This is a genomic window from Niallia tiangongensis (assembly GCF_044704065.1).
GTDB lineage: Bacteria > Bacillota > Bacilli > Bacillales > Cytobacillaceae > Niallia > Niallia tiangongensis.
On sequence record NZ_CP162613.1, the window covers coordinates 328,041 to 353,646 of the forward strand.

General features: G+C 35.7%; 26 protein-coding genes. 15 read left to right on the forward strand and 11 right to left on the reverse strand.

The features are described from left to right. Positions 1-128 precede the first annotated feature (128 nt). Complete coding sequence (locus AB3U99_RS01700; RefSeq protein WP_400245068.1) at positions 129-1,118, forward strand: DUF3231 family protein; 990 nt, start codon at positions 129-131, stop codon at positions 1,116-1,118. Positions 1,119-1,183: 65 nt separating this feature from the next. Here the strand turns inward: AB3U99_RS01700 and AB3U99_RS01705 are convergent, their stop codons facing one another. After that, a complete protein-coding gene (locus AB3U99_RS01705) occupies positions 1,184-1,933 on the reverse strand; it encodes a MurR/RpiR family transcriptional regulator (RefSeq protein WP_400245069.1) in 750 nt (249 codons plus the stop codon). A 171-nt stretch (positions 1,934-2,104) separates the two neighbouring features. On the opposite strand from AB3U99_RS01705, the gene AB3U99_RS01710 reads away from it, so the two are divergent. The 4 genes from AB3U99_RS01710 to AB3U99_RS01725 all read left to right on the forward strand — a co-directional run bounded on the left by AB3U99_RS01710 (position 2,105) and on the right by AB3U99_RS01725 (position 5,553). Continuing rightward, complete coding sequence (locus AB3U99_RS01710; protein ID WP_400245070.1) at positions 2,105-3,535, forward strand: glycoside hydrolase family 1 protein; 1,431 nt, start codon at positions 2,105-2,107, stop codon at positions 3,533-3,535. A 31-nt stretch (positions 3,536-3,566) separates the two neighbouring features. After that, positions 3,567-3,869, forward strand: coding sequence for a PTS sugar transporter subunit IIB (locus AB3U99_RS01715; protein ID WP_400245071.1), 303 nt, complete (start codon positions 3,567-3,569; stop codon positions 3,867-3,869). Positions 3,870-3,959: 90 nt separating this feature from the next. Further along, the gene (locus tag AB3U99_RS01720; RefSeq protein WP_400245072.1) at positions 3,960-5,306 is read left to right on the forward strand and encodes a PTS sugar transporter subunit IIC; all 1,347 of its coding nucleotides are present in this window, start codon (positions 3,960-3,962) and stop codon (positions 5,304-5,306) included. A 13-nt stretch (positions 5,307-5,319) separates the two neighbouring features. Further along, the gene (locus tag AB3U99_RS01725) at positions 5,320-5,553 is read left to right on the forward strand and encodes a hypothetical protein (protein WP_400245073.1); all 234 of its coding nucleotides are present in this window, start codon (positions 5,320-5,322) and stop codon (positions 5,551-5,553) included. Between the two features lie 78 nt (positions 5,554-5,631). Here AB3U99_RS01725 and ptsG read toward each other — a convergent pair whose 3' ends face one another. Together ptsG and AB3U99_RS01735 are read right to left on the reverse strand one after the other, a co-directional pair. Then, on the reverse strand, positions 5,632-7,215 hold the full coding sequence (gene ptsG, locus AB3U99_RS01730) for a glucose-specific PTS transporter subunit IIBC (RefSeq protein ID WP_400245074.1): 1,584 nt from the start codon (positions 7,213-7,215) through the stop codon (positions 5,632-5,634). Positions 7,216-7,531: 316 nt separating this feature from the next. Further along, positions 7,532-8,857, reverse strand: coding sequence for a 6-phospho-alpha-glucosidase (locus tag AB3U99_RS01735; protein ID WP_400245075.1), 1,326 nt, complete (start codon positions 8,855-8,857; stop codon positions 7,532-7,534). 157 nt (positions 8,858-9,014) lie between these two features. Between AB3U99_RS01735 and AB3U99_RS01740 the strand changes: the two genes are divergently transcribed. From AB3U99_RS01740 to AB3U99_RS01750, 3 genes are all read left to right on the forward strand, one after another. Further along, positions 9,015-9,836: a MurR/RpiR family transcriptional regulator gene (locus AB3U99_RS01740; RefSeq protein WP_400245076.1), complete on the forward strand. Its 822-nt coding sequence runs from the start codon at positions 9,015-9,017 to the stop codon at positions 9,834-9,836. 2 nt (positions 9,837-9,838) lie between these two features. Next, a complete protein-coding gene (locus tag AB3U99_RS01745) occupies positions 9,839-10,957 on the forward strand; it encodes a glycerate kinase (RefSeq protein WP_400245077.1) in 1,119 nt (372 codons plus the stop codon). A 322-nt stretch (positions 10,958-11,279) separates the two neighbouring features. After that, on the forward strand, positions 11,280-12,254 hold the full coding sequence (locus AB3U99_RS01750; protein WP_400245078.1) for a rhodanese-related sulfurtransferase: 975 nt from the start codon (positions 11,280-11,282) through the stop codon (positions 12,252-12,254). A 178-nt stretch (positions 12,255-12,432) separates the two neighbouring features. Here the strand turns inward: AB3U99_RS01750 and AB3U99_RS01755 are convergent, their stop codons facing one another. Further along, positions 12,433-13,038 carry a TetR/AcrR family transcriptional regulator gene (locus tag AB3U99_RS01755; RefSeq protein WP_400245079.1) on the reverse strand — a complete coding sequence of 202 codons (606 nt, stop codon included), beginning with the start codon at positions 13,036-13,038 and terminating at the stop codon, positions 12,433-12,435. A 196-nt stretch (positions 13,039-13,234) separates the two neighbouring features. Between AB3U99_RS01755 and AB3U99_RS01760 the strand changes: the two genes are divergently transcribed. Next, complete coding sequence (locus tag AB3U99_RS01760) at positions 13,235-13,993, forward strand: SDR family oxidoreductase (RefSeq protein WP_400245080.1); 759 nt, start codon at positions 13,235-13,237, stop codon at positions 13,991-13,993. 412 nt (positions 13,994-14,405) lie between these two features. Here the strand turns inward: AB3U99_RS01760 and AB3U99_RS01765 are convergent, their stop codons facing one another. The 4 genes from AB3U99_RS01765 to AB3U99_RS01780 form a co-directional block, all read right to left on the reverse strand. Then, positions 14,406-15,095, reverse strand: coding sequence for a metal-dependent hydrolase (locus AB3U99_RS01765; protein ID WP_400245081.1), 690 nt, complete (start codon positions 15,093-15,095; stop codon positions 14,406-14,408). 172 nt (positions 15,096-15,267) lie between these two features. Then, entirely contained in the window at positions 15,268-15,948 is a 681-nt protein-coding gene (gene modB / locus AB3U99_RS01770) for a molybdate ABC transporter permease subunit (protein WP_400245082.1), read from the reverse strand. After that, on the reverse strand, positions 15,929-16,720 hold the full coding sequence (gene modA / locus AB3U99_RS01775) for a molybdate ABC transporter substrate-binding protein (RefSeq protein WP_400245083.1): 792 nt from the start codon (positions 16,718-16,720) through the stop codon (positions 15,929-15,931). The genes modB and modA overlap by 20 nt, the downstream gene beginning before the upstream one ends. Next, positions 16,717-17,607, reverse strand: coding sequence for a dihydrodipicolinate synthase family protein (locus tag AB3U99_RS01780; RefSeq protein ID WP_400245084.1), 891 nt, complete (start codon positions 17,605-17,607; stop codon positions 16,717-16,719). Before AB3U99_RS01780 ends, modA begins: the two co-directional genes overlap by 4 nt. A gap of 142 nt (positions 17,608-17,749) precedes the next feature. Between AB3U99_RS01780 and AB3U99_RS01785 the strand changes: the two genes are divergently transcribed. The 4 genes from AB3U99_RS01785 to AB3U99_RS01800 all read left to right on the forward strand — a co-directional run bounded on the left by AB3U99_RS01785 (position 17,750) and on the right by AB3U99_RS01800 (position 19,342). Beyond that, complete coding sequence (locus AB3U99_RS01785) at positions 17,750-18,187, forward strand: hypothetical protein (protein ID WP_400245085.1); 438 nt, start codon at positions 17,750-17,752, stop codon at positions 18,185-18,187. Positions 18,188-18,346: 159 nt separating this feature from the next. Next, on the forward strand, positions 18,347-18,994 hold the full coding sequence (locus AB3U99_RS01790; protein ID WP_400245086.1) for a sigma factor-like helix-turn-helix DNA-binding protein: 648 nt from the start codon (positions 18,347-18,349) through the stop codon (positions 18,992-18,994). Beyond that, positions 18,951-19,115: a YvrJ family protein gene (locus AB3U99_RS01795; RefSeq protein WP_400245087.1), complete on the forward strand. Its 165-nt coding sequence runs from the start codon at positions 18,951-18,953 to the stop codon at positions 19,113-19,115. Before AB3U99_RS01790 ends, AB3U99_RS01795 begins: the two co-directional genes overlap by 44 nt. Next, a complete protein-coding gene (locus tag AB3U99_RS01800; RefSeq protein WP_400245088.1) occupies positions 19,112-19,342 on the forward strand; it encodes a hypothetical protein in 231 nt (76 codons plus the stop codon). Before AB3U99_RS01795 ends, AB3U99_RS01800 begins: the two co-directional genes overlap by 4 nt. 83 nt (positions 19,343-19,425) lie before the next feature. Here the strand turns inward: AB3U99_RS01800 and AB3U99_RS01805 are convergent, their stop codons facing one another. The 3 genes from AB3U99_RS01805 to AB3U99_RS01815 form a co-directional block, all read right to left on the reverse strand. Beyond that, the gene (locus tag AB3U99_RS01805; RefSeq protein ID WP_400245089.1) at positions 19,426-20,406 is read right to left on the reverse strand and encodes a polyprenyl synthetase family protein; all 981 of its coding nucleotides are present in this window, start codon (positions 20,404-20,406) and stop codon (positions 19,426-19,428) included. Positions 20,407-20,409: 3 nt separating this feature from the next. Then, on the reverse strand, positions 20,410-20,961 hold the full coding sequence (locus AB3U99_RS01810) for a Gx transporter family protein (protein WP_400245090.1): 552 nt from the start codon (positions 20,959-20,961) through the stop codon (positions 20,410-20,412). Positions 20,962-21,276: 315 nt separating this feature from the next. Next, positions 21,277-23,148: an FAD-dependent oxidoreductase gene (locus AB3U99_RS01815; RefSeq protein WP_400245091.1), complete on the reverse strand. Its 1,872-nt coding sequence runs from the start codon at positions 23,146-23,148 to the stop codon at positions 21,277-21,279. A gap of 409 nt (positions 23,149-23,557) precedes the next feature. Between AB3U99_RS01815 and AB3U99_RS01820 the strand changes: the two genes are divergently transcribed. Next, positions 23,558-24,607, forward strand: a complete 1,050-nt coding sequence (locus tag AB3U99_RS01820; protein ID WP_400245092.1) for an FAD:protein FMN transferase — start codon at positions 23,558-23,560, stop codon at positions 24,605-24,607. Between the two features lie 19 nt (positions 24,608-24,626). Next, positions 24,627-25,568, forward strand: coding sequence for a 1,4-dihydroxy-2-naphthoate polyprenyltransferase (gene menA / locus AB3U99_RS01825; RefSeq protein WP_400245093.1), 942 nt, complete (start codon positions 24,627-24,629; stop codon positions 25,566-25,568). The last annotated feature ends 38 nt before the right edge of the window (positions 25,569-25,606 follow it).

Genomic DNA, 25,606 nt, shown 5'->3' on the forward strand with positions numbered 1-25,606 from the left:
ATGTATGTATTCTCTTATTATAATGAATATGTAGGGCATTATGTTTTACTTTTTTGATTGGGTAAGCATATTTTCAAAAAGGATGCCAATACTACTAAACACACTGTAAATTCTGGAGGTTTTACTTCGTGGCCCAATCAAATATAAAATTAACATCCTCAGAAATCGCTTCTCTGTGGACATCTTATCTGAATAATTGTATGTCAAAACAGGTTCTAACGCATATGCTTCAGCATGTAAAGGATCGAGAGATATCTAATGCGATTCGTTTTTCTTTTCAATTTGCCCAAAAACAAGAAAAGCGTTTTATAAAGATTTTTCAAAAGGATAATTTTTCTATCCCTCAAGGGTTTACAGAAGCAGATGTTAATACAAATGCTCCTGCATTATTTACAGAAACCTTTTGTTTAGCATATATTAACCAAATGGCGAAAGTAGGTTTAGTGGCTTACGGAGGATTTCTTGCGATGAGTACAAGGGAAGACTTGATTGCTTTTTTTCATCATGGATTACATAATACTTCAAAGTTATATCATTTAACGAACTCCATTTTAGAAAAAAAAGGCTTGTTAATTAGAGCACCTTATATTTCTATTCCAAAGAAAATTGATTATATAGTTAACAAAAAATATTTAAGTGGTTTCTCCTTATTTCATAAAAAAAGACCCTTAAATGCCGTGGAGGTTTCGCATCTTTTTATGAATTCTCAGACGAACAATATGGGGTTGAAGATTGCATTAGCCTTTGCGCAAACCACTACTAATGGAGATGTAAGTGCATACATGTTAAGAGGAAGAGCTATTTCCCAAAAGCATTTAAAATTGTTTATGGATGCTTTAGTGGATGAGGGGATTCAAAGTCCGAGTTCTTCGGATAAAGGGATTACTGATTCTACCGTACGTACATTTTCGGATAAGTTAATGATGTTTCATATTAGTTTATTGAGCGCTTCTGGAGTTGGAAATTATGCATTAGCAGGAGGAGCTAGTCAAAGAAGTGACCTTTTGCTCAATTATGAAAGACTGTCGATGGAAATTGCTCAATATGCAAAAGATGGGGCAGATTTGATGATCGAAAATAATTGGATAGAACAGCCGCCACCAACTATGCAAACATAATTAATGAGTGGTCTCGAGAATTTCAAAAGGGAAATCCTTAAATATGGAATTTCCCTTTTCCTATTTTATGCTTCTAGTTCAGTTGTACGGTTTTTACTGTTCTTTTTAACAGTGTGAGCGCTTTCCTCGAGTATATACATTACCGGTAATTGGGATGTAATATTCGATTCTCCTATATAAACTTCTGTAACATAATAGGCAATGTTGATATCGGAAATTTTTGCTAATTGGCAGTTTTTGCTGTTGGTAATACTGATGATGTTGCAGCCTTCTAATTTTAATTGATTTGCAAGATGTAGCGTATGATCCGTTTCACCAGAAACAGATAATATAATTGCTGTACTATTTTTCAATTCTTTACTGTTAATCGGATAAAAGGGATCTTTGATAAAAGTAGAAAATTTTCCTAAGCTGGAAAAGTATCTTGCTCCATACTCTGCTAAAATTCCTGAACTGCCTGTTCCTACGAATATGACTTTATTTGATTGAATTACCATTTCAGCTGTTTCTTGTATGTACGTTTCGAAATTCCCCTTCATAGTCCGTTCCAAAAACTCAGAAAGATAGTATTTCGTCGATTTTAAGTTTTCTTGTTCATTTCTATCTAAATATAATTTTAATTTAATCTTAAACTCGGAAAAGCCATCACAGTTCAGTTTTCGGCAAAACCTTAGAATACTAGATGTGGAGACGTGTGTTTCATCAGATAATTCTCTAATACGCATGTAAATAACCTTATCGATATTTTTTGTAACATAGTTATAGAGTAGCATTTCCAAATCATTAAAGGATTGGATCATTTCATTTGTGAACAAATTTTTTTCCTCCTACTCTAATTATTAGTCTTCCTATATTCTCCATTTATTATAAAACAGGTTGTGACTAAAATGTAACAAATTCCTTCTGAAGAAAAAAGATACTAAGTGTTTATTTTTTCTTGTATTATATTTGAAAGCGTATACAATTTAGAAGAAAGGAGGAATAAGATGTCTGAGAAAGAGTGCTTTCCAGAAAATTTTCTGTGGGGATCAGCGTCTGCAGCCTATCAAGTAGAGGGAGCATGGAATGAAGAGGGAAAAGGTCCATCTGTCTGGGATAATTTTACGAAAATTCCAGGAACAACTTTTCAAGGAACAAATGGCGATGTGGCAGTCGATCATTACCATCGTTACAAAGAAGATGTCGCATTGATGGCTGAAATGGGGTTGAAAGCTTATCGATTCTCTATTGCTTGGAGCCGAATTTTACCTGATGGAAGAGGGAAAGTGAATAAAGCTGGGCTACAATTTTACAATCAGTTAATTAATGAACTTATAAAATACAATATTCAGCCCATTATCACTATCTATCATTGGGATGTTCCGCAAAAGTTGATGGATCTGTATGGTGCTTGGGAATCGAGAGAAATCATCCATGATTTCAATGAATATTGCATCCTCCTTTATAAGCATTTTGGTGACCGAGTAAAGTATTGGGTTACACTTAATGAACAAAATGTCTTTATTTCTTTAGGGTATGATCAGGGATTGCATCCGCCAGCTGTGAAGGATAAGAAAAGAATGTTTGCTGCAAATCATATTGCCAATTTGGCAAATGCAAAGGCGATTCAATCTTTTAGAAGATATGTGCCAGATGGAAAAATAGGTCCCAGCTTTGCCTATGGTCCTGTTTATCCGTTTGACTGTCATCCTGATAATATCCTCGCCTATGAAAATGCAGAAGAGCTTAATAATCACTGGTGGCTAGATATTTATGTTTGGGGAAGGTATCCAAAGACGATGTGGAAGCTATTAAGTGAGGCGGGAATTGCGCCAACGATGGAGGAAGGTGACAGTGAATTATTAGCGTTTGGACGTCCTGATTTTCTCGGAATTAATTACTATCGTACAGGGACGGTAGAAAGGAATCCTGTAGACAGAGCGGTAGAAGGGGGAGAGATGAATACAACAGGACAAAAGGGGACTACAAAGGAGCATGGAATTCCAGGTTTGTTTAAATCCAAAAAAAATCCTTATTTAAACACAACTAACTGGGATTGGGAGATTGATCCTCAAGGTCTACGGATTGGACTTCGGAGATTGACGAATAGATACCATTTACCATTATTGATTACGGAAAATGGTCTTGGTGAATTTGATCAATTAGAAGAAGGAGAGATTAATGACGAGTACCGTATTGATTATCTTCGTTCCCATATACAGGCATGCCAAAGTGCGATAAATGAGGGTGTTGACTTAATTGGATATTGTACTTGGTCCTTCACTGATCTATTAAGCTGGCTTAATGGCTATCAGAAAAGATATGGCTTTGTTTATGTTGATCGAGAGGAACAGGACGAAAAGGAATTAAAAAGAATAAAAAAGAAAAGCTTTTATTGGTATAAGAAAGTGATGGAAACAGAAGGAAGAGAACTATAGTTTTTGGTTTGAAAAATAAGGAGGGAATAAAATGAAGAAATTACTTTTAGTATGTGCAGCAGGGATGTCCACAAGTTTATTAGTAAATAAAATGAAGGATGCGGCAAAAGAAAAAGGAATGGAACTGGAAATTTTTGCGTTGCCAGTGTCGGAGTGCCAAAAAGTGGCTCATGAAGTGGATGTTGTTTTATTAGGGCCACAGGTTCGCTACCAAAAACCACAAGTAGAAGAAATTATAGCTGGAAGAGTACCAGTGGAAGTAATTGATATGAGAGCATATGGAACGATGAATGGAAAGGCTGTCTTAGAAAGAGCATTAGAATTAATGGCATAGCGGATAAGCAACTTGCAACTAGAGAAACCTGCAAAATAAACCATTTTTTCACTGTGAAAATAACGATAATTATTTAGGGGGAGTTATATAATGGGTTTTATGGCGGCTTTTGAAAAGTTTGCGGAGAAAACATTAGTGCCAGTTGCAGCAAAATTAAACTCACAGAGGCATATAGTTGCAATCCGTGATGCATTTATTCTATCTTTTCCAATTACACTTGCAGGTTCATTAATTGTCTTACTAAACTTTGCCGTTTTAGCTCCAGATGGCTTTATTGCAAAAATCTTATTTTTGCATAAACTATTTCCAAATTTAGCAGATTTGCAAGCGGTTTTCTCACCAGTTTTAAATGGATCTGTTAATATTTTGTCCATGTTTATCGTCTTCCTCGTTGCCAGAAATATGGCGATTTCACTCAAAGCTGATGAATTATTAAGCGGACTTACAGGTCTTTCTGTATTTTTCATTATTTATCCACCGTATACAAATGTAGATGGGGCAAATTTCTTAACGACTCAATGGGTCGGTGCTCAAGGATTATTTGTTGCATTAATTGTTGGGCTATTAGTCGGAGAGCTTTTCAGCAGATTATCTAAGTCGAAAAAGTTGCAAATTAATATGCCTGATTCTGTACCTCCAGCTGTTTCTCGTTCCTTTAAGGTATTATTCCCAATTATTATTATTACGGTTTTATTCGCTATTGTAAACGCTTTAATAAATGCTGTTTATCCAGATGGTCTGCACGGATTTATTTATGCAGCGATTCAAACACCATTAAAAAGTCTAGGTACAAATATCGTTTCTCTTGTTATATTAGCGATTGTTTCCAACCTTTTATGGGTATTCGGTATTCATGGTCCAAATACGATTGCTGCTATTCGTGAAGCGATGTTTGCAGAGGCAAACTTAGAAAATCTTAACTTTGTTGCGGAGCATGGAACAGCTTGGGGAGCTCCATATCCTGTTACTTGGGCGATTAACGATGCTTTTGCGAATTATGGTGGCTCTGGAATGACGCTAGGATTACTTATTGCTATCTTTATCGTTGCGAAAAGGCAGGATTACAGAGATATTGGTAAATTATCAATTGCGCCAGGAATATTTAATATTAATGAACCAGTAATTTTTGGTTTACCAGTAGTATTGAATCCGATTTTAATCGTGCCGTTTATTCTTGTCCCTGCCATTAATATTATTATCGGATATGTTGCCATTGTATCTGGATTAATTCCGCCAATTGCCTATTCTGTACCGTGGACTACTCCAGGACCTCTAATTGCCTTCCTTGGCACAGGTGGAAACTATATTGCGCTATTACTTGGATTTGTTTGTTTAGCTGTCTCGACTCTTGTGTATTTACCATTTGTTATAGCAGCAAACAAAGCCAATGCAGTAAGCTATGGAGGACAAAAAAGTGATTCGGATGTCTCCGCATAAAGTGTGAGAAAAAATGAATCAATATACTATCCAGTTTCTATGTGGACAAATAAACTATGTCCGTGCTTTTTTTGAAAATTATCAGGATGATTATATCACAGCTAGAATAAAGGTTATTAATAAGATTAAAGCTGATCTAGTAGTTGATACAACCTTGTCCCCTGAACTTGCCATATGTTATGTAGAGAAAACATTCCAGCAGTCAAAATACGGTTGTGCCCTGCACTTTAATGTATCTATGAAATAATATAAAAATGATCGAAAAAAGGTTTTCTCAAAGCATAGAACTTTGGGAAAGCCTTTTTCGATAAAGTAAGATAAAAATTTATGCTGTTTCGTTTTGATCAATGATATCAATAATTTGGTTTTTTAGTACTTCAGATGTAGGACCAAAAATAGCCTGAATTCCGTTTCCTACATCTAGGACACCCTTTGCTCCAAGTAGCTTTAGTTGTTCATGATTTACTTGTGACTTATCAATTATGCCAACGCGAAGTCTTGTAATGCAGGCATCTAAATTGTTGATGTTTTCTTTTCCACCAAGAGCTTGCAATACTAGAAAGGCTTTTTCTTCTTTAGAAGCGTTTGTTTTTCCTCTATTTTTATAATCTTCTTTTGAGTAGAGTTTATTAGAGCTTTCATCTCCACGGCCTGGTGTCAAAAGATTCCACTTTCCGATTGCAAACCTAAATACAAAATAATAGATAATGGCCATAATTAAACCTACTATTATTACATACCACCATGGTTCACCTACCCCTGGAAGTATTCCAAATAAGGTAAAGTCAATAACTCCTGCTCCTCCAGCATATCCAATGTTTACGTCTAAAATATACATTAACATAAAGGAAAGGCCAGCCATTAAAGTATGGAAGACATAAAGTAATGGAGCAACAAATAAGAAAGTGAATTCTAATGGTTCTGTAATACCAGTTAGGAAAGCTGTTCCTGCAGCAGTCAATAATAATCCGCTTACAGCTTTCTTATTTTCTGGTTTAGCCATATGATACATTGCTAAGGCAATAGCAGGTATTCCAAATAAAATAAATGGGAATTTTCCAGCCATAAATCGTCCAGCTGTAATTTCCACAGCAGCATTTACTTGTTTATCAGCTAATTGAGCCATATACATTGCTGTATCTCCTGAGACAATTTGACCAGCAAGAGTTGTGTAGCTTCCGCCAACTTCTGAAAAGCGAATAGGAATATAGAATATATGATGTAACCCAAATGGAATTAACCCACGCTCTACAACTCCGTAGATAAACATATAGAATGGTGGTGTGTGTTCACCAGATAGAGCTTTTCCTAAAGTAAAGATTCCATCTTGAATATATGGCCAAATAAAAGCTAATAGGCTTGCAATGACAATGGAAACTGCAGCAGTAACGATAGGGACAAATCTTGCTCCAGCAAAAAAGGATAACATTTCTGGTAGTTCAAAATCATGGAATTTCTGATATAACGTAGCAGCAACAAAACCCATAATAATTCCACTAAATACACCAATTTGGAGGGTTGGGATACCTAGCTCTGTTGTATAGCCAGGAACAGAAGCTGCAGATTCTGGTGTAATACCAAGAATGATACCAATCACCGTGTGCATTACTAGATAGCCAACAAATGCAGACATTCCAGCGGCTGCTTTACCACCGGTCCAACTACCGGCAATTCCTACTGCAAATAAAACACCGAGATTAGAAAAAACAGCATTCCCAGCTCCTTTCATTAAAGAAGCGAAAGTTTGCCATCCAGAAGCTTCTAGAAAAGGTAGGTATTCCATTAGATAAGGAGATTGTAAACTTATACCGATACCCATTAACAAACCAGCAGCAGGCAATAAGGATATAACAACCATAAATGATTTTCCCACTCGTTGGAAAAAATCGAAAGAAAAGATTTTTTTCATGGTAAGACTCCCTTCAAATAATTAATTATAAGTTAATTTAATGACTCTAATAAAAATCGTGTTAATCAGTATAAAAACGCTACTCTTTTAGCAATAAATATCGAAGTAAGCTTAGTGCAAGTTTGTCTTGGCATGCCACTTAGAATTCTAATAAAACTAACAGAAAAATATAGAAAAGACTAAAAAAGATATTAATATTAAATAATTGTAAGCGCATTCCATCACGTGATAAGAGGAACTAGAGAGAAATTGCTCTCTAGTTTAAATTGTTTTTTGTGAAAGTTAAAAATAAAATTAATTAATCTTACATATTGAATTATTTTAGTTCAGGCCAATATTCTTTATTTGCCTCGATTAGAGCATCTAAGATTTCTCTAGCTTTTAGAGCTGATACAACCGTTCTATTTAAAGTTAAGGCTTGTAATGCTTTTTGATAAGATCCCTCTATATAAGCTTCAGCCGTTAGTCTTTCATATGCATATTGTCCTTCGATTAATCCTTTATAGAAGGTTGGAATCGTTCCGACAGCATAAGGTCTTGGTCCATTGGCTGTTAAGCTTGCAGCCACTTCAACCATTGCATCATGTGGCAAGTTCTCGATTATGCCATCATTTTTCAAGATTACTACAAAATTATCTCCTTTATTAAAAGCAATAGATTCTGCAACAATTAAGATGAATTCCCCATGTGCATCATTATGAACAACATGGGAATCCTTGGCAGTACCAACAGAAATAATTCGATTACATTCTTCAAATACGCGTTTTTCCCTGCCGTCCATTACTTCGTTTGCTCTCGTATAGGATGGGTTAAGCTTATTTAAAACCTTATCTGGATATAGATAATATTGCAAATAAGTATTAGGTAAATAATCTGGAAAATCTCTTACCATTTGTTCAACCATTGCATATGTTTCTAACCATGATTTATCCCGTTGCTCGTAATCAACTGGGCGAAAACCACCTTCTAAAATCATTTCTCTTAATTCAGGGAGTAGGTCATTTCCTTGTTGATCATATAGATGGGTAAACCAGCCAAAATGGTTAAGACCAAAATATATTGGATCAAATTCTCTTGGATCTCTATCTAACAAACGTCCATAAGAACGAAGCAGGTTCTCAGGCTGATCGCAGATATTTAGAATTTTATTATCTTCAGGAAAAATGCGTTGTAGGGCATCGGCAACAATTGCAGCAGGATTCGTATAGTTTAGTATCCATGCATTTTTATTCTTTTCACGAACATCCTTAACTAACTGAACCATATCGCTGATAGATCGCATTCCATATGCAAATCCTCCAGGACCGCATGTTTCTTGTCCGATTAGGCCTAGGCTTAAAGGGATTTTCTCATCTTTTTCTCTCATTGTATAGCCGCCAGTTCTCATTTGGACAAAGACAAAGTCAATGTCTTCAGCGAATGCCTTTTCTTTATCAACTGTATAATCAAATTTAATTTCTGGATATTCTTCTTGAAATAAAATCTTTGCAAATTCACCGATTGTTTTTTGGCGATTTTCATTTACATCAAACATTACTAATCTATTGATAGGAAATGTTTTTTGGCGAGCGCAAATTCCTTTTAAAAGTCCAGGTGTCCAAGTACTTCCACCACCGACAACTAGTACATTGAATTTTTTCATAAATTCCACTCCTAAGTTTCGAATTTATTTTTGTTTTCGTTTTCATAAGTTATACTAACAAGATGTCATAGTAAGTTTTAAAAAGTTTCATAATATGAAATTTTTTTGAGAAGAGTAGATAATTAAGGTATATATATAGTAGAAGAGGGTTGATCAAATGTATAATTTTATAGCAAAGCTGTTAAACTTTATTGAATCCTCCACTGATCAGTCAAATTCAGATATTGTTATCGCGGAGTACATTTTGAGAAATACGTATGAACTCCCAAATAAATCGATATATGAAGTAGCAGATGCGTGTCATACATCTCCAGCCACTATTACACGTTTCTGTAAACGTTTTGATGATATATCTTTTAAGGAATTAAAGGAATATGCAAGGACATTTATTGAGTTTAATCATACAGAGCTTAATTTAGATAAGATGAAGGATAATTTCTATCCAGAAAAACTGAATGAGTACTTTAATGATTTAACTAATTCCTTAGAACAAACAAAAGAATTAATGAAGTCTAAAAACTTAATGGGTGTTATAAAAAGGATTCATGAAGCAGAAAAACTTGCTTTTTTTGGAGTAACTTTTTCTCATCTTTTAGCTCGTAATGCACAGTTTAAATTTATAAGATTAGGAAAATATGTAACGGCATATAGTAATCATGAGAATCAAATCTCGGACGCTCTTTCTCTCAGAAAAGGAGATTTCGCTTTGGTTATTTCTTTTTCAGGTGATACAAGATTTATCGTTCGCTTGGTGAAAGTACTAAAAGGACAGGGAATCCCTATAATGGCGATAACAGGGAGAGAAGATTCTTTTTTGGCAAGAAATGCAGAAGAAATCATTCTTGTGAGTGATAAAAGTGATTCTGATTTTAAATCACCAATAATCGAAGAGATTAGCATGTTAAGTGTTATTAATTCTATTTACTTAGTATACTCGTTATTTTTAAATAGCTTAGAGGACCATAGAATGGAGGAATAAAAATGAAGATCATTTTGGCGCCAGATTCCTATAAGGGCAGTGCAACAGCAGTTCAAGTAGTATCTTCCATGAAAAAGGCTATTGAAGACATTTCGCTAACAGATATAATTGTTGAAAAACCAATGGCAGATGGTGGAGAAGGAACGGTAGATGCCTTATTAACCTCAGTAGGAGGAGAAAAAATACAGATATCATGTACTGGTCCATTGGGGGAAAAAATAGAAACATATTATGCGATAACAGAGGATAATACAGCAGTCATTGAAGTTGCCAATATAGCAGGTTTAGTTCAAGTTCCTCTTCCGTTAAGAAATATCAATCATACTACAACTTATGGTGTTGGTGAGGTTCTGTTAAATGCTATAGATAAAGGATGTAATCGGATTATTATTGGTTTAGGCGGTAGCGCCACGAATGATGGCGGATTAGGAATGCTACAAGCTTTAGGGATAAGAGTATGGGATGAAAAGGGTGATTCCCTAAGTATCTATGGAAAAGACTTGCTTTCCATTGCAAAAGTTGATGAATCTGGTTTAGATAAGAGGTTAAAAGATATTGATATTATTATTGCCAGTGACGTAGAAAATCCTCTTTGTGGGAGAGAGGGAGCTAGTTTTATATATGGATTACAAAAAGGAGCAACCAAGGAAGAAATCTTATCCTATGATAACGCATTAGCAAACTTTATAGAGCTGTTAAGCTGTAGTAATGAATTATCCCAGAAAAAAGGTGCTGGAGCTGCTGGCGGTCTAGGGTTTGCCTTGTTATATCTAGGAGGGAAAATGGAATCAGGAGCAAAACTTGTAGGGGAAATATCTCGTTTAGAAGAAGCTATTAGAGATGCAGATTTAATTATTACGGGTGAAGGGCAGAGTGATGAACAAACATTATATGGAAAGGCTCCTGGATATGTTGCTAATTTGGGAGTGAAATATGAAGTTCCTACTATCTTAATTTCAGGTAGTATTGGAAGAAATGCTGACGCATTAAGAAATGTTTTCTTAGGTTGCTTTTCTATCATTAATCGTCCATTAACATTGGAAGAGTGTATAGAGCAAGTTGATTATTTAATTATGCAACAAACGAAAAATATAATACATCTAGTTAAAGGGTTACAATAGGTTCTTGTAGGAAGATTTCCTTAGAAGGTAAAATGTGCTTCTTTCTTTTTACATTTTATTATATTATAATTACTATTATAAATCTAAGCAGGAAGGGATTTCGATTTTATGAAGTCTCTTTTTGTTTGTGTATCTACATTTTATATATCAGTTGTGTTAAATTTATATAACTGCTAAGTTTGTTGTGTTTTATCAATTTAATCGATGTAATTGGTTGTTGGAAGTCCAATGAATAAACTGGAGCAATGAGTTTTTACTGTTGTCACATTTGTTGTATAGTTAAGTATAGAATGATAAATTGTTTAGAATAGGGTGTTGAATTATGAGTGGAAATGCATATCGAGTATTACTTTATTATAAATATGTAACGATTGAAAATCCGGAAGAATTTACAAAGGAGCATTTAGCTTTCTGTAAAGAGCTTGGATTATTAGGTCGTATTCTTATTTCGCATGAAGGGATTAATGGAACAGTTTCTGGTACAGTAGAACAAACTGAAAAGTACATGGAAGCATTCAGACAGGATCCTCGTTTTAGCGATACAATTTTTAAAATTGATGAAGCAGATGGACATGCTTTTAAGAAAATGCATGTGCGCCATAAAAAAGAATTAGTTAACTTAAGCTTAGAAGATGATGTAAATCCACTTGAGTTAACTGGTAAGCACTTAAAGCCAACAGAATTTTATGAGAAAATGCAAGATCCAGATACAATTGTAATTGATGCTCGTAACGATTATGAATATGATCTTGGTCATTTCAGAGGTGCTATTAAGCCTGAAATTGAAACATTTAGAGAACTGCCACAATGGATTAAAGAAAATAAAGATATGCTAGAAGGCAAGAAAATTCTTACCTATTGTACTGGTGGGGTAAGATGTGAGAAATTCTCTGGATGGTTAATGAAAGAAGGCTTTGAAGATGTAAGTCAATTAGATGGTGGAATTGTCACTTACGGAAAAGACCCAGAAGTCCAAGGTGAACTATGGGACGGTCAATGCTATGTGTTCGACCAAAGAATCAGTGTGCCGGTTAACCAAAAAGAGCATGTTGTTGTAGGTCGTGACTTCTTTACAGGTGAGCCATGTGAAAGATATGTAAACTGTGCCAACCCTGAGTGTAACCGCAAAATGCTATGCAGTGAAGAAAATGAAGAGAAGTATATGAGAAGCTGCAGCCATGAGTGCCGCACGCATCCAAGAAACTTCTATGTGAAACATAATGGTCTTACTCCAGAGCAAGTGGAAGCAAGAGTAAAAGAAATTGCTCAATGGGAAGAAGAAAGTAAAGTAATGTAATAAATAATAGGGGGCTGTCCTTTATGGACGGCCTTTTTGTTATTTCTGGATTGGTTTGGCTGATAAAATGAAGCAATGGCTGATAATGCAATAGTTTTGGATAATAAAAGCAAAACTTAGGCTGATATCCCATTTATTTGCACGATATCAGCCTTCTTTGGTGTCAAATCTAATAAAATTAGTTTAATATCTTTATTTTTGATGGGGGTGACTGGGTACTATGAATAAATGCTAATAACTGTTCTGCCATATATTCACAAGGATAACAAAAATCCTCCTTGACCCACTCCATAATCATGCCGACAATTGCATTAGCCTGATAACTGATATGAAGATTTCGGTTGATGTGTGGATCTATTAGTGCATACTCAAAATCTTCTTTATTCACATCCTTTAAAGTCTGATAAATACGCTGGTGGTAATCATATAGGAAGTCAGAAGAGAAAACTAGCTTATAAAACAAGGCATGTCTTTGTACATGTTCAAATATTTTAATTGATTTCGCTGTTAATGTGGAGACATCAAAGGTTTCTAGATGTACATAGGGAAAGCGATAAGCCCAAATTAAATCAGCAAGCACATCATTTGTCAGATCCTCTAGCAAATCTTCTTTGTATTGGTAATGCCGATAAAAAGTTCCCCGATTGACATCAGCAAGCTCTACAATGTTTGTAATAGTAATATCTTTAAAGTCCTTTTGATCCATTAAAGTGATAAGGGCATTTTTTAGTGCTTTTTTTGATTTTTTCACTCTTCTATCAGAGCTAGTTTCGTTCGTTTGCATATAAATAAGCCTCCCTATTACTTCAGAAGAATTAGAGTTATGGAACAAAAACCTACTCTATTGTTCCATAAGAAACATATCTTGTTTTTTTGCTGATTGAATAGTTTATTTTAATAAAATTATACTATAAGAGTAGTGAATACGTTAAATAATTCAACTATTTTTGATAGCGATTTCAGTAGAAGGGGTTGGTTATATGAAATTACAAGATAAAGTTGCGGTTATTACAGGGGCAGCATCTGGAATGGGGAAAGAGATTGCTTTACTTTACGCAAAAGAAGGTGCAAGCGTTGTTGTTTCTGATTTAAATGTAGAAGGAGCAGAGGCAACAGTTAAGGAGATTGAAGCGAATGGAGGAAAAGCATTTGCTATCAAAACAAATGTAGCAGTGGAAGAGGATATTCAACTATTAATTGATTCAACTGTCGACACTTTTGGAAAAGTAGATATCTTAGTTAACAATGCTGGTATTATGGACAATATGGAGCCAGCAGCTGATATTGAAGATAAGGCGTGGGAGAGAATCTTTGCTGTTAATACAACGAGTGTAATGCGTTCTACTAGAAAAGTATTGCCATTATTTTTAGAACAGCATGGCGGTATCATCGTAAATATCGCTTCTGCTGGAGGTTTATATGGGGCTCGTGCTGGTGCAGCCTATACGGCTTCTAAGCATGCGGTTGTTGGATTTACGAAAAATACTGGCTTTATGTATGCGGATAAGGGAATCCGATGTAATGCGATTGCTCCAGGAGCGGTGATTACCAATATCAGTTCTACCATGACAAATATTAATCAATACGGTGCGTCTAAACAGCAGCTAGGTATGGCTATTAACCCAAGAGCTGGCAGTGCAGAAGAAATTGCAAAGGTTGCCCTGTTCTTAGCATCTGATGATTCAAGCTTTTTAAATGGAACAGTTATTACAGCTGATGGAGGCTGGACTGCTTACTAAAATAGCTAAAAAAATATTGCCGACAAACGAAGTTCGTCGGCAATATTTTTATTAACTGTTAAGAAAGTAGAAGTTTTCTGAAAGCCGGGTGCTCTCCGCTTTTCTAATTGTCTAGCTCCAGCGCCTACCGCCTAGCAAACTTCAGGTCATCTCCCTACGATAAGTCAACATCGAATCGCTAGAGCTCATCGTGTAGCCTATATCTCAGTCGATGCCCCTACAGTTTGTACGGCGGTGAGCAAGGCACTTGCGCTTTTCTAATTGTCTAGCTCCGGGCACCCAGGGGCTGATGGGCTTCCCGCCCGTTCCCTACGATAAGTCAACATCGATTCACTAACGTTCATCGTGTTTCCTATATCTCAGGAAAGGTCGCTCCACCCCACATGCCCCTAACCGGGTGCCTCCGCTTTTCTCATAATTCGAAGGTCTCACCTAACTCTAATACTTTCCCTTTAAATCCAAGTTCTTCAAGCTTGTTTACAAACGCTTTTGCGTCTTGCTCAATAACAGGGAATGTATTGTAATGAATAGGAATGATTAGTTTTGCTTGATACCATTCGGCTGCTTGTAGTGCATCTTCAGGTCCCATTGTATAGTGGTCTCCGATTGGTAGGAAAACAACGTCTAAATCATGTCGATCTCCAATCATTTTCATATCGCCGAATAGTCCAGTGTCTCCAGCATGATGCAACACTTTTTCCTCTGCTTCAATAATATATCCAGCTGGCATTCCGCCATATAAGATGTTTTTATTTTCTTCATCAATAATCCCTGAACTGTGGAATGCATGTGTCATTTTCACTTTGGTAAATCCTAAATCAATTGTTCCTCCAATATTCATCCCGATTGTTTCGACGCCCTTCCATGACATATAGGCAGCTAATTCTGGATTAGCGACAACCGGAGCATTATTTGCTTTAGCGATTGGTGCAGCGTCGAGAATATGATCCATGTGAGCATGTGTCAATAGAACAGCATCTACTTTCATTTCCTCCACTTTAGAAACTGCCGCAGGGTTTCCGCTAATAAACGGATCAATAACCAATGATTTTCCTTCTATACTAATTTCAATAGTGGATTGACCATGATACGTAATTTTCATGCAAAATCATCTCCTTAATTTCACAAAAATGTGGATTATTGTCCATTTTAGATTAAAGCAGAGAGAGGGAAAGTGCCAAATGATATGCTTGTCTGTTGCTTTCATTATAAATCCTCTGCAGTAAGAAGTATTAACACTACTTTATAAGGAAATACGTTGCCAAAGGAAAAGATTATCGTTGCTTCGGCTGGCATAAAGCTAGCATTATAAAAGAAATAATCGTGATGGATAGTACCCAAATCCAAGCCATTCGCATATTTCCATTATCGATAGCAACATAAATAGCGGTAGGCAAGGTTTGTGTTTTTCCAGGAATATTACCTGCAAACATTAAGGTAGCTCCAAATTCCCCGAGTCCTCTGGCGAAACTAAGAATACTTCCAGAAAGGATAGAGTGGGAAGCAAGTGGAATGGAAATGGATGTGAGTACTTTCCATTCATTTGCACCATCGACTCGTGCTGCCTCCTCGATTGAGCGATCAATTTGAATAAATCCTGCTTTAGCTGATTGATACATTAAAGGAAAGGATACGATAAATGCAGCAATTACTGCAGCCCACCATGTAAAAATGACAGGCTGATGAAAGATCCATTCGATTACTTTGCCGAGGATACTATTTCTACCAAACAGAACGAGTAGTAGGAAACCAGTAACAGTTGGAGGAAGAACGATTGGTAAAAGTATACAGGTTTCAAGCAATGACTTTCCTTTAAATTTTTTTCTGGCTAATTTGGCAGCAAGTATCGTGCCACTGGCAATGACGACAATAGTGGCAACTAGAGAAACTTGTAAGGATAGGGAGAGCGGTGACCAAAAATTTGACCATTCCTCTTTAGTTAACAATAAATCCATCTTCTTCGAAAACCTTTAAACTAGTTGGAGTTTGCAGATAGTCATAAAACGTTTTTGCTGCCTCGTAATTTTTGCTGTCCTTGAGGATGCCGATCGGATAGACAATCGGGGAATGATTTGATTCCTCTGCAATTGCAACTATCTCAACAGAATCAGATGTCTTTGCATCGGTTCCATAAACTATTCCAGCTGCCACATTGTTTGTTTCTACATAAGACAATACTTGACGGACGTCTTTTGCAGTAATGATATTCTCCTGTACTTTTCCCCATATATGGAGAGTTTGAAGCGTCTCTTTCGCATAATTTCCTGCTGGGACAGACTCGGGTATACCAATGGCGATTTTTTCCTTATCTAATGTTTCGAGATCAGAGAAGCTATTAATCGTTGTATTGGATTGTTTATTAGTGATCAGAACTAAATTATTTTTTACTAAGTCTATATGATCTGATTCTCTAATAAATCCATCCTCTATCAAAAGATCTAATTTATCCTGTGCTGCTGAGAAAAATAAATCAACTGGTGCTCCTTGAGCGATCTGTTGCTGCAAAGCTCCTGATGAGCCAAAATTAAAGGTTAATGTAATGTCTGGATGATCCTCTTCGAAGTTCTTTTTTATCGTATTTAATGAATCTTGCATGCTTGCCGCAGCAGAGACAGTTAAAGAAATCGGTTCTTTCTTAGAGGAAGAAGCCTGCTCCCCGTTATTGCTACAAGAGGTTAAAAGTAATAAAACTAATAATAAAAGGATGTGTTTGATGTTCTTTCTCATAGTACCTCTCCTTTATTAAAAATATTTCTTAATGTTCCCTTTTCTTGTGTACTCAAAGTAGATAATGGCTCTCTGCATATTCCTACTTCCATGCCGTTTTCTGTTAGTACATATTTGATGGCTCGCAGTATTCCTATTTCTAAGATGGTATGTATGGTTGGGAGTAGTTTAGAGAATTGTTCTTCTGCACGTTTCCATTCATTTGCTTTTACCAATTGAACAATTTGTTGCATTTCTTTTGGGAAAATATTTCCTATTATACTAGTGATTCCGTCATAACCATTTTGCATATTATCTAAAAGCTGCAAATCGAATCCAGTTAAAACGGAGAAGGAAGGACCGAGCTTACTTTTGACTAGAGGTGCATTGCTAGGATCACCTGCCTCTTTTAAGGCTTGGATTTGCGGATAGTACTCTACTAAATCATATAAAGTAGTTAGTTCCAGATTAAATCCAGTACGTGATGGATTATTATAGAGCATAATTGGTAAATCAGTCACAGCACACACTTTTTTCACGTATTCAGCTGCTTCTCTTTGGCTCATTCGTAAATAAGGTGGGAATCCTAGCATAATTCCATCCAAATTTTCTCGTTGGGCAGCCTCCGCCAATCGAATTGCGTCAGATGTTCTTACAGCAGCTACTCCTCCGATGAGAAGGAGATCTTCTTTTCCAGCTAATCTTGCTTCTCGATAGAGGGTTATGCGTTCTTCGATTGACATCGAATGCTGCTCCCCTGTTGAACCACTGATAAGCAGAGCAGGAACATGATTCTTTTTATAGTAATCTATTAAAGAATAGATGCCACTCAGCCAGAGATTTTCCTTATCATCAAACGGGGTAACCATTGCAATACTATATGGAACAAATGGATTTTGTTTAATCATTCTCCCTCACTCCTTTTTAAATAGATTATACTTAAACTATTCAGATAATAGTAAAAGAAAGCTGTTTAATAAAAGTCTTTCTACCAATTTATCTTTTTCTTGTTATGAAATCAATATGAAATGCGAAGGGAGTAGGATTTTTGTGGTAAGAGTGGCGTTGAATTTTGCGATAATGCTGGAACAAGTGAAAAGTAATGGATACAAGGAAGAAGAGATTATACAGGCTTTGGAAAGGAAGGATCTTGTTTTCTTTCAAAGTTGTGGAAATGGTTTGCCGGATTGGGAAACACTTTTCTCTTATTATGAAAAAAATAAGCCAGGAGTAAAAGAGATTATTGCAGATGAATATGAAATAACCTTTTTAACAAAGGGAACGTTAAAAAGACTGTTATCACTAAAATATCAATTAGTAGAGGGAAGAGACTTTGAGGATCGAGGAGAAGTATTGGGGACAATAACTTTATCGCAGGAATCCTTTCATTCATTTACATCGATTTTAGCAAAAAATTGGACTATTGTCGTATTGGAAGAGAATACATACAATGTTATCTTTGATATTAAGTTATTCGCAATCGAGTAAATGAAATTAGGACAAGTGGTTGTTATTTTTACGATAAATCTTTCTTTATATTATAGAAGGAGGTAGAAATAACATATATGAAGAGAAAGAGGCTAATGAAGATTAGTCCCTTTTTTTACAACAAAAACAGAACATACGTTCCTTTTGGGAGGCGTGAATATGAAGGAATTCCGTTCTTTTCAATCAGAGGCTTTTACCACGTTCTTGCAAGAAAATAAATCATTATTAAGTAATCCAATTGTAAAGAGTTTTTTGGAAAAAAAGATACATTTTCTTCTATTAAAAAAAGCGATAGAATTTCCAACAAAGGAAAATAAAGAAAAGCTGGACGAATCCTTTAAAAAGCATTTCTTTACCATTCGGTTTACTGCGTATATTACTTCTTCAATGGAGTATAGCACCATTAATTTTAATAAAAACCTAACAATGTATCAGACAAGATTTCCTTTAATGCTGGCTGCAAAGGAAGAAGGAGGAGAGAAGGACATTACTCTACATGATAAAGAGGCTGAAATAGAAAGGATAGTGGAGAAGGAGGTCTTGCGAGCAAGTGTAGAGGAATATATTGCAGACAAAATGATTTATTCAGCCATTCTTAGCCTAACCACTTCACAACGAGCCGTTCTAACCTATGCATACCTATATAAATTAACGGATACAGAAATTGCTCGAACAATTGGTACATCACAACAATATGTTTCAAAAACGCGAAAAGTAGCTTTGCAACGTATTCTTTCATTTATGAATGGAAGGAGGAAGGTAGATGGAATTGATAGACATGACTCAATGGATGACAATAATCAGTAACTTTGGCTTTCCACTAACTTTATCTTTATTTGTTCTGCTTCGATTAGACAAAAAAATGGATCAGCTCCTTAAGGAATGGAAGGAAATGCAACCAAATCAACGAAAGGAAAATGGCAAATGACAGATATGTATACAATCGTGAAAAGAGCAAAGGTAGATCCTGAAATGTTAACAGAATTAATTAAGATGTTTGAGCCAAAGGTCAATCAATTAATGAAAAGAACAAATCCAAATGATATGGCGGACCTTTCACAAGAGCTAAAAATCATGCTAATAGAGTCTGCTTATCAATATGATTTAGATAGTATTCCGGGGTTTTGGGAGTTTAAGGATAAGTATAAAAGTTAATAGGCGCTTTTATACAGAAAAAATCCGAGCCCGATCTGTACAATCAAACTGCATGGATGGGCTCGGATTTTTTTATAAGGATACTATACTTTTCGCTTTAATAAGCTATTTGTAATCGCATAAAGATGATTTTTATAATCTCCTTCAGGTAATTTATTAAGTTGTTTGATTGCTTTTTCTGTATATTTTTTAGCAAGGAGTTCCGCTTTTTCTACCCCTTTATATTTAGAAATAAGTTCAGAAATCTGCTGCATATCCTCATTAGTCAAAGCGTCTTTTTTATCTAAAATAGGAATCAGCTCTTTAGGATTGGCTTGAATAGCATAAATGAGAGGCAAATTATAATGACCTTGTTTAATATCCGCCATCACAGGCTTTCCTAATGTTAGGCTATCTCCTTTATAATCCAGAATATCGTCCATTATTTGAAAGGCCATGCCGATATAATGCCCCATATTCCAAGCATTCATAGCTAGTGGTCTACTCGCTTCACTTTCAATCGCACCGGAATAGCAGCTTACAGCAAAAAGCTGGGCAGTTTTTCCTGAGATTCTTGTTAAATAATTTTTAACCGTAACTTTAGATTGATATCGGGCATTTAATTGATCTAATTCTCCGCTTAAAATTTTTTCCATGCTGCGAGCATTAAATTCTAAATGAGATAGAGATGTTGCGTGTTTAGATAAAATCGTAAAACAAACGCAGAATAGATAATCACCTGCATAGATGGCAAACTTATTTCCATTATGAGCATGGATAGTTGGAATATTATGCCGTGTAGGTGATTCATCAATAACGTCGTCATGGATTAATGTAGCCATATGCAATGTTTCCAATGCAGCTGAGACTGCAATCGCACGGTTTTTGTCTTTAGAAGGACCTATTTGTGAACAAAGCAGGGAGTAAGCAGGTCTAAGTAACTTGCCGCCGGAATAGATTAAATCCTTAATCGTTTTTTCTACTACTTTGTCACGAACGCGAATATTGCTTTCAATTAATTGAAGTACTTTAGACAAGTCATTCTTTAATTCTGGATACGTATCCCACATTTGATGTACACGCATAGTCTACCCTCTTTCATTACTAGATTCGTTTATTTCCGATAAATCTCTATAATATTGTAGTTTTTCTACATGTGTGATTAGATAGTTGGCAAGTATTCCTATGGCTATTCCTGATAAGATGCCGATAAAGGATAAAACAGGCAGATATAAAAATACAGTCCATGTTTGTGCAACAAAGCTTGCAACAGCCAATTGACCAATATTATGGAGAATTGCACCGGTGGTACTTACTCCAATTAAGCTAATTCGTTTAGTGCCAAGTTGCTTTACACTCCACATGCCAATAAAGCTTAAGAGAGCCCCGCTTGCACTATACATAAAGGTAGAAAGCGTTCCTCCTAATAGTGTCGCTAAGCAAAGGCGAATCGCAACTACTTTAAAGGCATCTTTCGTAGGAAGTGTGTATAGAGCTAAGCATGTAATAATATTTGATAATCCAAGCTTTGCTCCAGGTGCAAAGGCAAAGGGAAATGGGATAGCCCGTTCTAATAAGCTTATTATTACAGCTTGTGACGCAAGCAGTGCTATATATACAAGGCGTTGATTTTTCGTCATCTTCTCAACTTCCATTCTTGCGGATGTAATTATTCCTATAAATAAGTTGGTTGTAGGTTAAATAAATACTGATACCTATTAATCAGTATAGGACAAAAAAGAATAGGATCTTAGTTGAAGCTTTATTCTGTGGCTACACTTTAGTGTTTAACAGGTTAATTGGAGCGAAAAATAACCAACTAATTTGAGAGCATAGCTTTTAACAACATCAAAGAATAAAATCAAATAGCTTCTTTTTTCTCCTTTGCTGATTCAAAGGATTGCTAGAAACACGGAGAACGTTGCATTCTCTATGTTTCTAGCATATTTTTCCCATTACTTATAGTCTTTATATATCGCTCGTTCTTTTCCGTACCACCAGTCACCTAATTTTCTTTGAAGGAAAGGAATAACCCAATAATCTAATCCAAATGTACGACCAGATCCATTCATTAAGGCGATTGAAGCTGGTAATGCCCAAACTTTATCCCATCCAAGCATTGCAGTTAGTGTAAACATTACTAGGAATGCGGCACTTGCAGCATTTGCTAACCATGTGAATAAACCAGCAAGAATTGCTAAACCGATTGCTAATTCAATGAAAATCATCATTTTTTGCATAAATAGTGCAATTTCTGGTGTAGGCAGCATGATTTTTATAATCCATTCGAACCAGAAAGGCATTTTGCTTAAAATTGGTGTTGCAAAGTCAGTAGAAGTAGCTGCTTCACTTGCCCCGCTTGTTGCTGTTTGCAGCCATTCGAAAGGCATTTTCACACTTGTAGCGGTTAGCCAAGAATCTTCACCTAGACCATTGAATAGGTTTGGAACCTTTGACCAACTAGAGATAGAATCTTTCCATGTAGATTCACCCCAAAGTTTTGCACATGCTTCTACTATCCAGAAACCGGCAACAAATACACGTAAAGGTAAACTCCAAAGGACATTGCCGTAGCGTGTTAAGAAATCACGGAAAATATTACGTTTATCTTTTGTGTGGAAAAACTCATGCATCACATATTGGTACATATAATAGCCGCTTCCGATGCCAAAGAAATAATATAGATTAACCATATGTTTCATGAAGTTTGCAAACCAGCCACTTAAATGCATACCACTTAAATTCGCAACACCATATCTTGCTCCTATTGATACCATTACTCCGTGGTATTTACCTTTATATGCTTCTTTTTCGCCACCGCTAATTTCTGCAATAATATTCTTTGCAGCTGTCAGAGCAGTTTGTTCAGCAGCTTCAACAATTTGAGGAGTAGGCTTTCCAGGCTCTTCTTCAAAATATGCTAAGTCACCAACTACATATACATCTTTATAATCTTCTGATTCCATATGAGCATTAACTTTTAATCGTCCTGCTCTTCCAGCAGACATGCCATAATCTTTTGTATCAGAATTTGCACGAACACCTGCAGTCCAAATTAGGGTGTAGGTTGGAAGCTCTTCGCCGGATTTTAAGACGATGGCATCCTCTTTTACTTCAACGATTGGAGAGCTTTTTAGAATCTTGACGCCTTGTTTTACCATATAGCTTTCTGCTTTATCTGCATCTCTGCGCTCAAGCATATTTAATATAGTAGGAGCAGCTTCTACAACATATAAAGTAATATCTTCTGCGTCTAATTTATAGTCTTTCGCCAATCTTTCTTTCCATTCAATAAGTTCCCCAACCATTTCTATTCCTGTGAATCCAGAACCACAGACAGTAAAGGTTAGCATTGCTTTTCTTGTAGCTTCGTCGTGAACGCTAGCTGCTTTACGAACGATTTTCTCAATATGTTCTCTTAGTCTAACAGCATCTTCCCAAGACCAAAGGGTAAATCCATTTTCTTGTACTCCAGGTGTGCCAAAATCATTTGGTTCGCCACCCATTCCTAAGATTAGATAATCAAATGAAAACTGTCCGTGTTCTGTTGTTACTAATTTACTTTGATAATCAACATGTTTAACATTGTCTGTAACTAATTTCACCTTTGTACGATTAAATAAACGACGTAAATCGAATTGAATAGCATCTGGCTCTACTCTATGTGCAGCGACCTCATGTAATTCAGTCATCATTGTATGATAGGAATGTCTATCTATAAGTGTAATGGAAACCGAATCATCTTTTTTATACTTTTTAGCAAGCTTTTTTGCCGCGTGTACGCCAGCATAACCTGCTCCGATAATGACAATATTTTTTTTGTCCATTCTTCCTATTCACTCCCTTATTTGTTAATTACTTTTTGTGAAGTTTTGAACAATACTAATATAACAATGTGGTTTTTATCTGTCTATGGACTTCATAGAATGTATACAATTTAAAATTTCTGTTGTTCACATTTTCGAAACATTTAATCATCAATGATTTTTGTCATAAATTCTCCATATTTTAAGAGGGAACTGATAAACACTATTACGACAATGATTAATCCGGAAATCAGCTGTTTTACAGGGTTTTGTACACTGAAAAGTCGATAGACAGTTAGAGAATGCAATGATAAAATGACGATGTTATAAATGTGAAAAAATTCACATTGTGAATAGGATAACAAATTATATGATGTATAGAAAAGATAAAACGACCATAATGTGATATTCATAGAAGGGAATGAGTTTAATGAAAAAAATAAAAAAGGCGGCGATTTTGTTACTTTCCCTCTTTTTATTAGTAGGCTGTGGCAAACAAAAGGATACAGACACAGGGGTAACTAGTACCCCCTCTAAAAGAACGGAATTTTTAATGGGAACGGTAGTAACTATTAAAATTTTTGATAAGGATAAGGAAGGAGTATTGGATCAAGTGTTTGATCGAATAGAGCTGCTTGCGAGTCAAATTACAGTCAATGAAGAAGGGTCGATTGTTGATGAAATCAACGAAAATGCTGGTCTTAAACCAGTACAGGTACCAGATGATATCTATCGTTTAGTGAAAGCGGGAAAAGATTATAGTGGATACTCAGGAGGAGACTTTGATATCACAATTGGTCCACTTACTAATTTGTGGCATATCGGATTCCCTGATGAGAAAAAGCCGACTCAATCTGAAATAGATGCGGTTCTACCTTCTATCGACTATGCAAAGATAGAATTAAATGAAGAAAAGCACTCCGTCTATTTGCCAGAACAAGGAATGATGTTGGATTTAGGTGGAATTGCAAAAGGGTTTATTACAGACGAAGTTGTCAAAGTATTAGATGATAATGGGGTTAAATCTGCAATTGTCGATTTAGGTGGGAACATTTATGTAAAAGGAAAGAATGCATCAGGTCATCCTTGGGAAGTTGGTGTTCAGGATCCCTTTTCAGACAGAGGAGAAATGGTAGGGAAAATGGAAGAAACAGATACTTCGATTGTAACATCTGGGATATATGAACGTTATTTGGAAGTAGATGGAGTAAAGTACCATCATATTCTTAGTCCCAAAACTGGCTATTCAGTAAATAATGATGTTGCTGGTATAACGATTGTTTCCGATAAGTCATTTGACGGAGACGGGTACTCCACAACGATATTCGTAAAAGGAGTTGAGGAAGGATTAGTAGCAGTGGAAAAAATGGATGGAATGGAAGCTATTTTTGTAACGAAAGATAAGAAGGTTTACTTAACATCAGGATTACAAGATAAATTTACATTAACGAATGATAAATTTGAATTAGCAAACGAATAAATAAGAGGGGGCATTAGGGATGTCTATTCGTTCATTTTTAAAGTTAGTAGAAATACAAACGAAAATAGCTAGTGTTTTTCCGTTTTTCATCGGGATATTATTCGTATTATACCGATACAATGCGTTTCATTTGAAAAATACACTTATATTCTTTAGCTCTATGCTAATCTTTGATTTAACAACAACGGCAATAAATAATTATATGGATTATCGAAAAGCGAATAGTGATAAATATAGGAAAGAAAAAAATGTGATTGGGCAGGAAGGGATAAAAGAAAGCACCGTTATCGCAACGATACTTACTCTCTTTTTGATTGCAACAGGGTTGGGGATCTGGCTTACTATCGAGACGGGCTTATTAGTGCTTTTGATTGGTTTTATATGCTTTTGCATTGGAATTCTATATACATTTGGACCAATTCCATTATCAAGAATGCCTTTAGGAGAGGTGTTTTCTGGAGTTACGATGGGGTTTGGAATAGTTTTTCTAACGGTATATGTAAATGCGTTTGATGTTGGTATTGCAGCTTTAGCATGGGAAAAGGAAATGATTTTTCTCCAAGTTAACATTATAAAAATAATAGAAATCATTATTGTATCCCTACCTTGTATGTTTACGATTGCAAACCTTATGCTTGCAAATAATATTTGTGACGTGGAAGAAGATATTAAGAATCATCGCTTCACTTTGCCGTTTTATCTAGGAAAAAAATATTCTTTATGGCTGTATAACGGGCTTTATGTTGGATCTTTTATTGCAATACTGTTCTCTGTCTTTCTACATTTACTACCAGCAATTGCGTTATTAAGCTTGATTGCTATTTTACCAGTATATAAGCATATTCGGATTTTTAACGAACTACAGGTTAAATCAAAAACATTTAGTTTAGCAGTAAAAAATTTGATCATTGTTAATGGATTTCTAGTAGTGTCTTTGGCAATGTCTTTCATTATTAGATAAGAAATTTACCGATAATCAATGCGCTTGTGCTTTTCGAA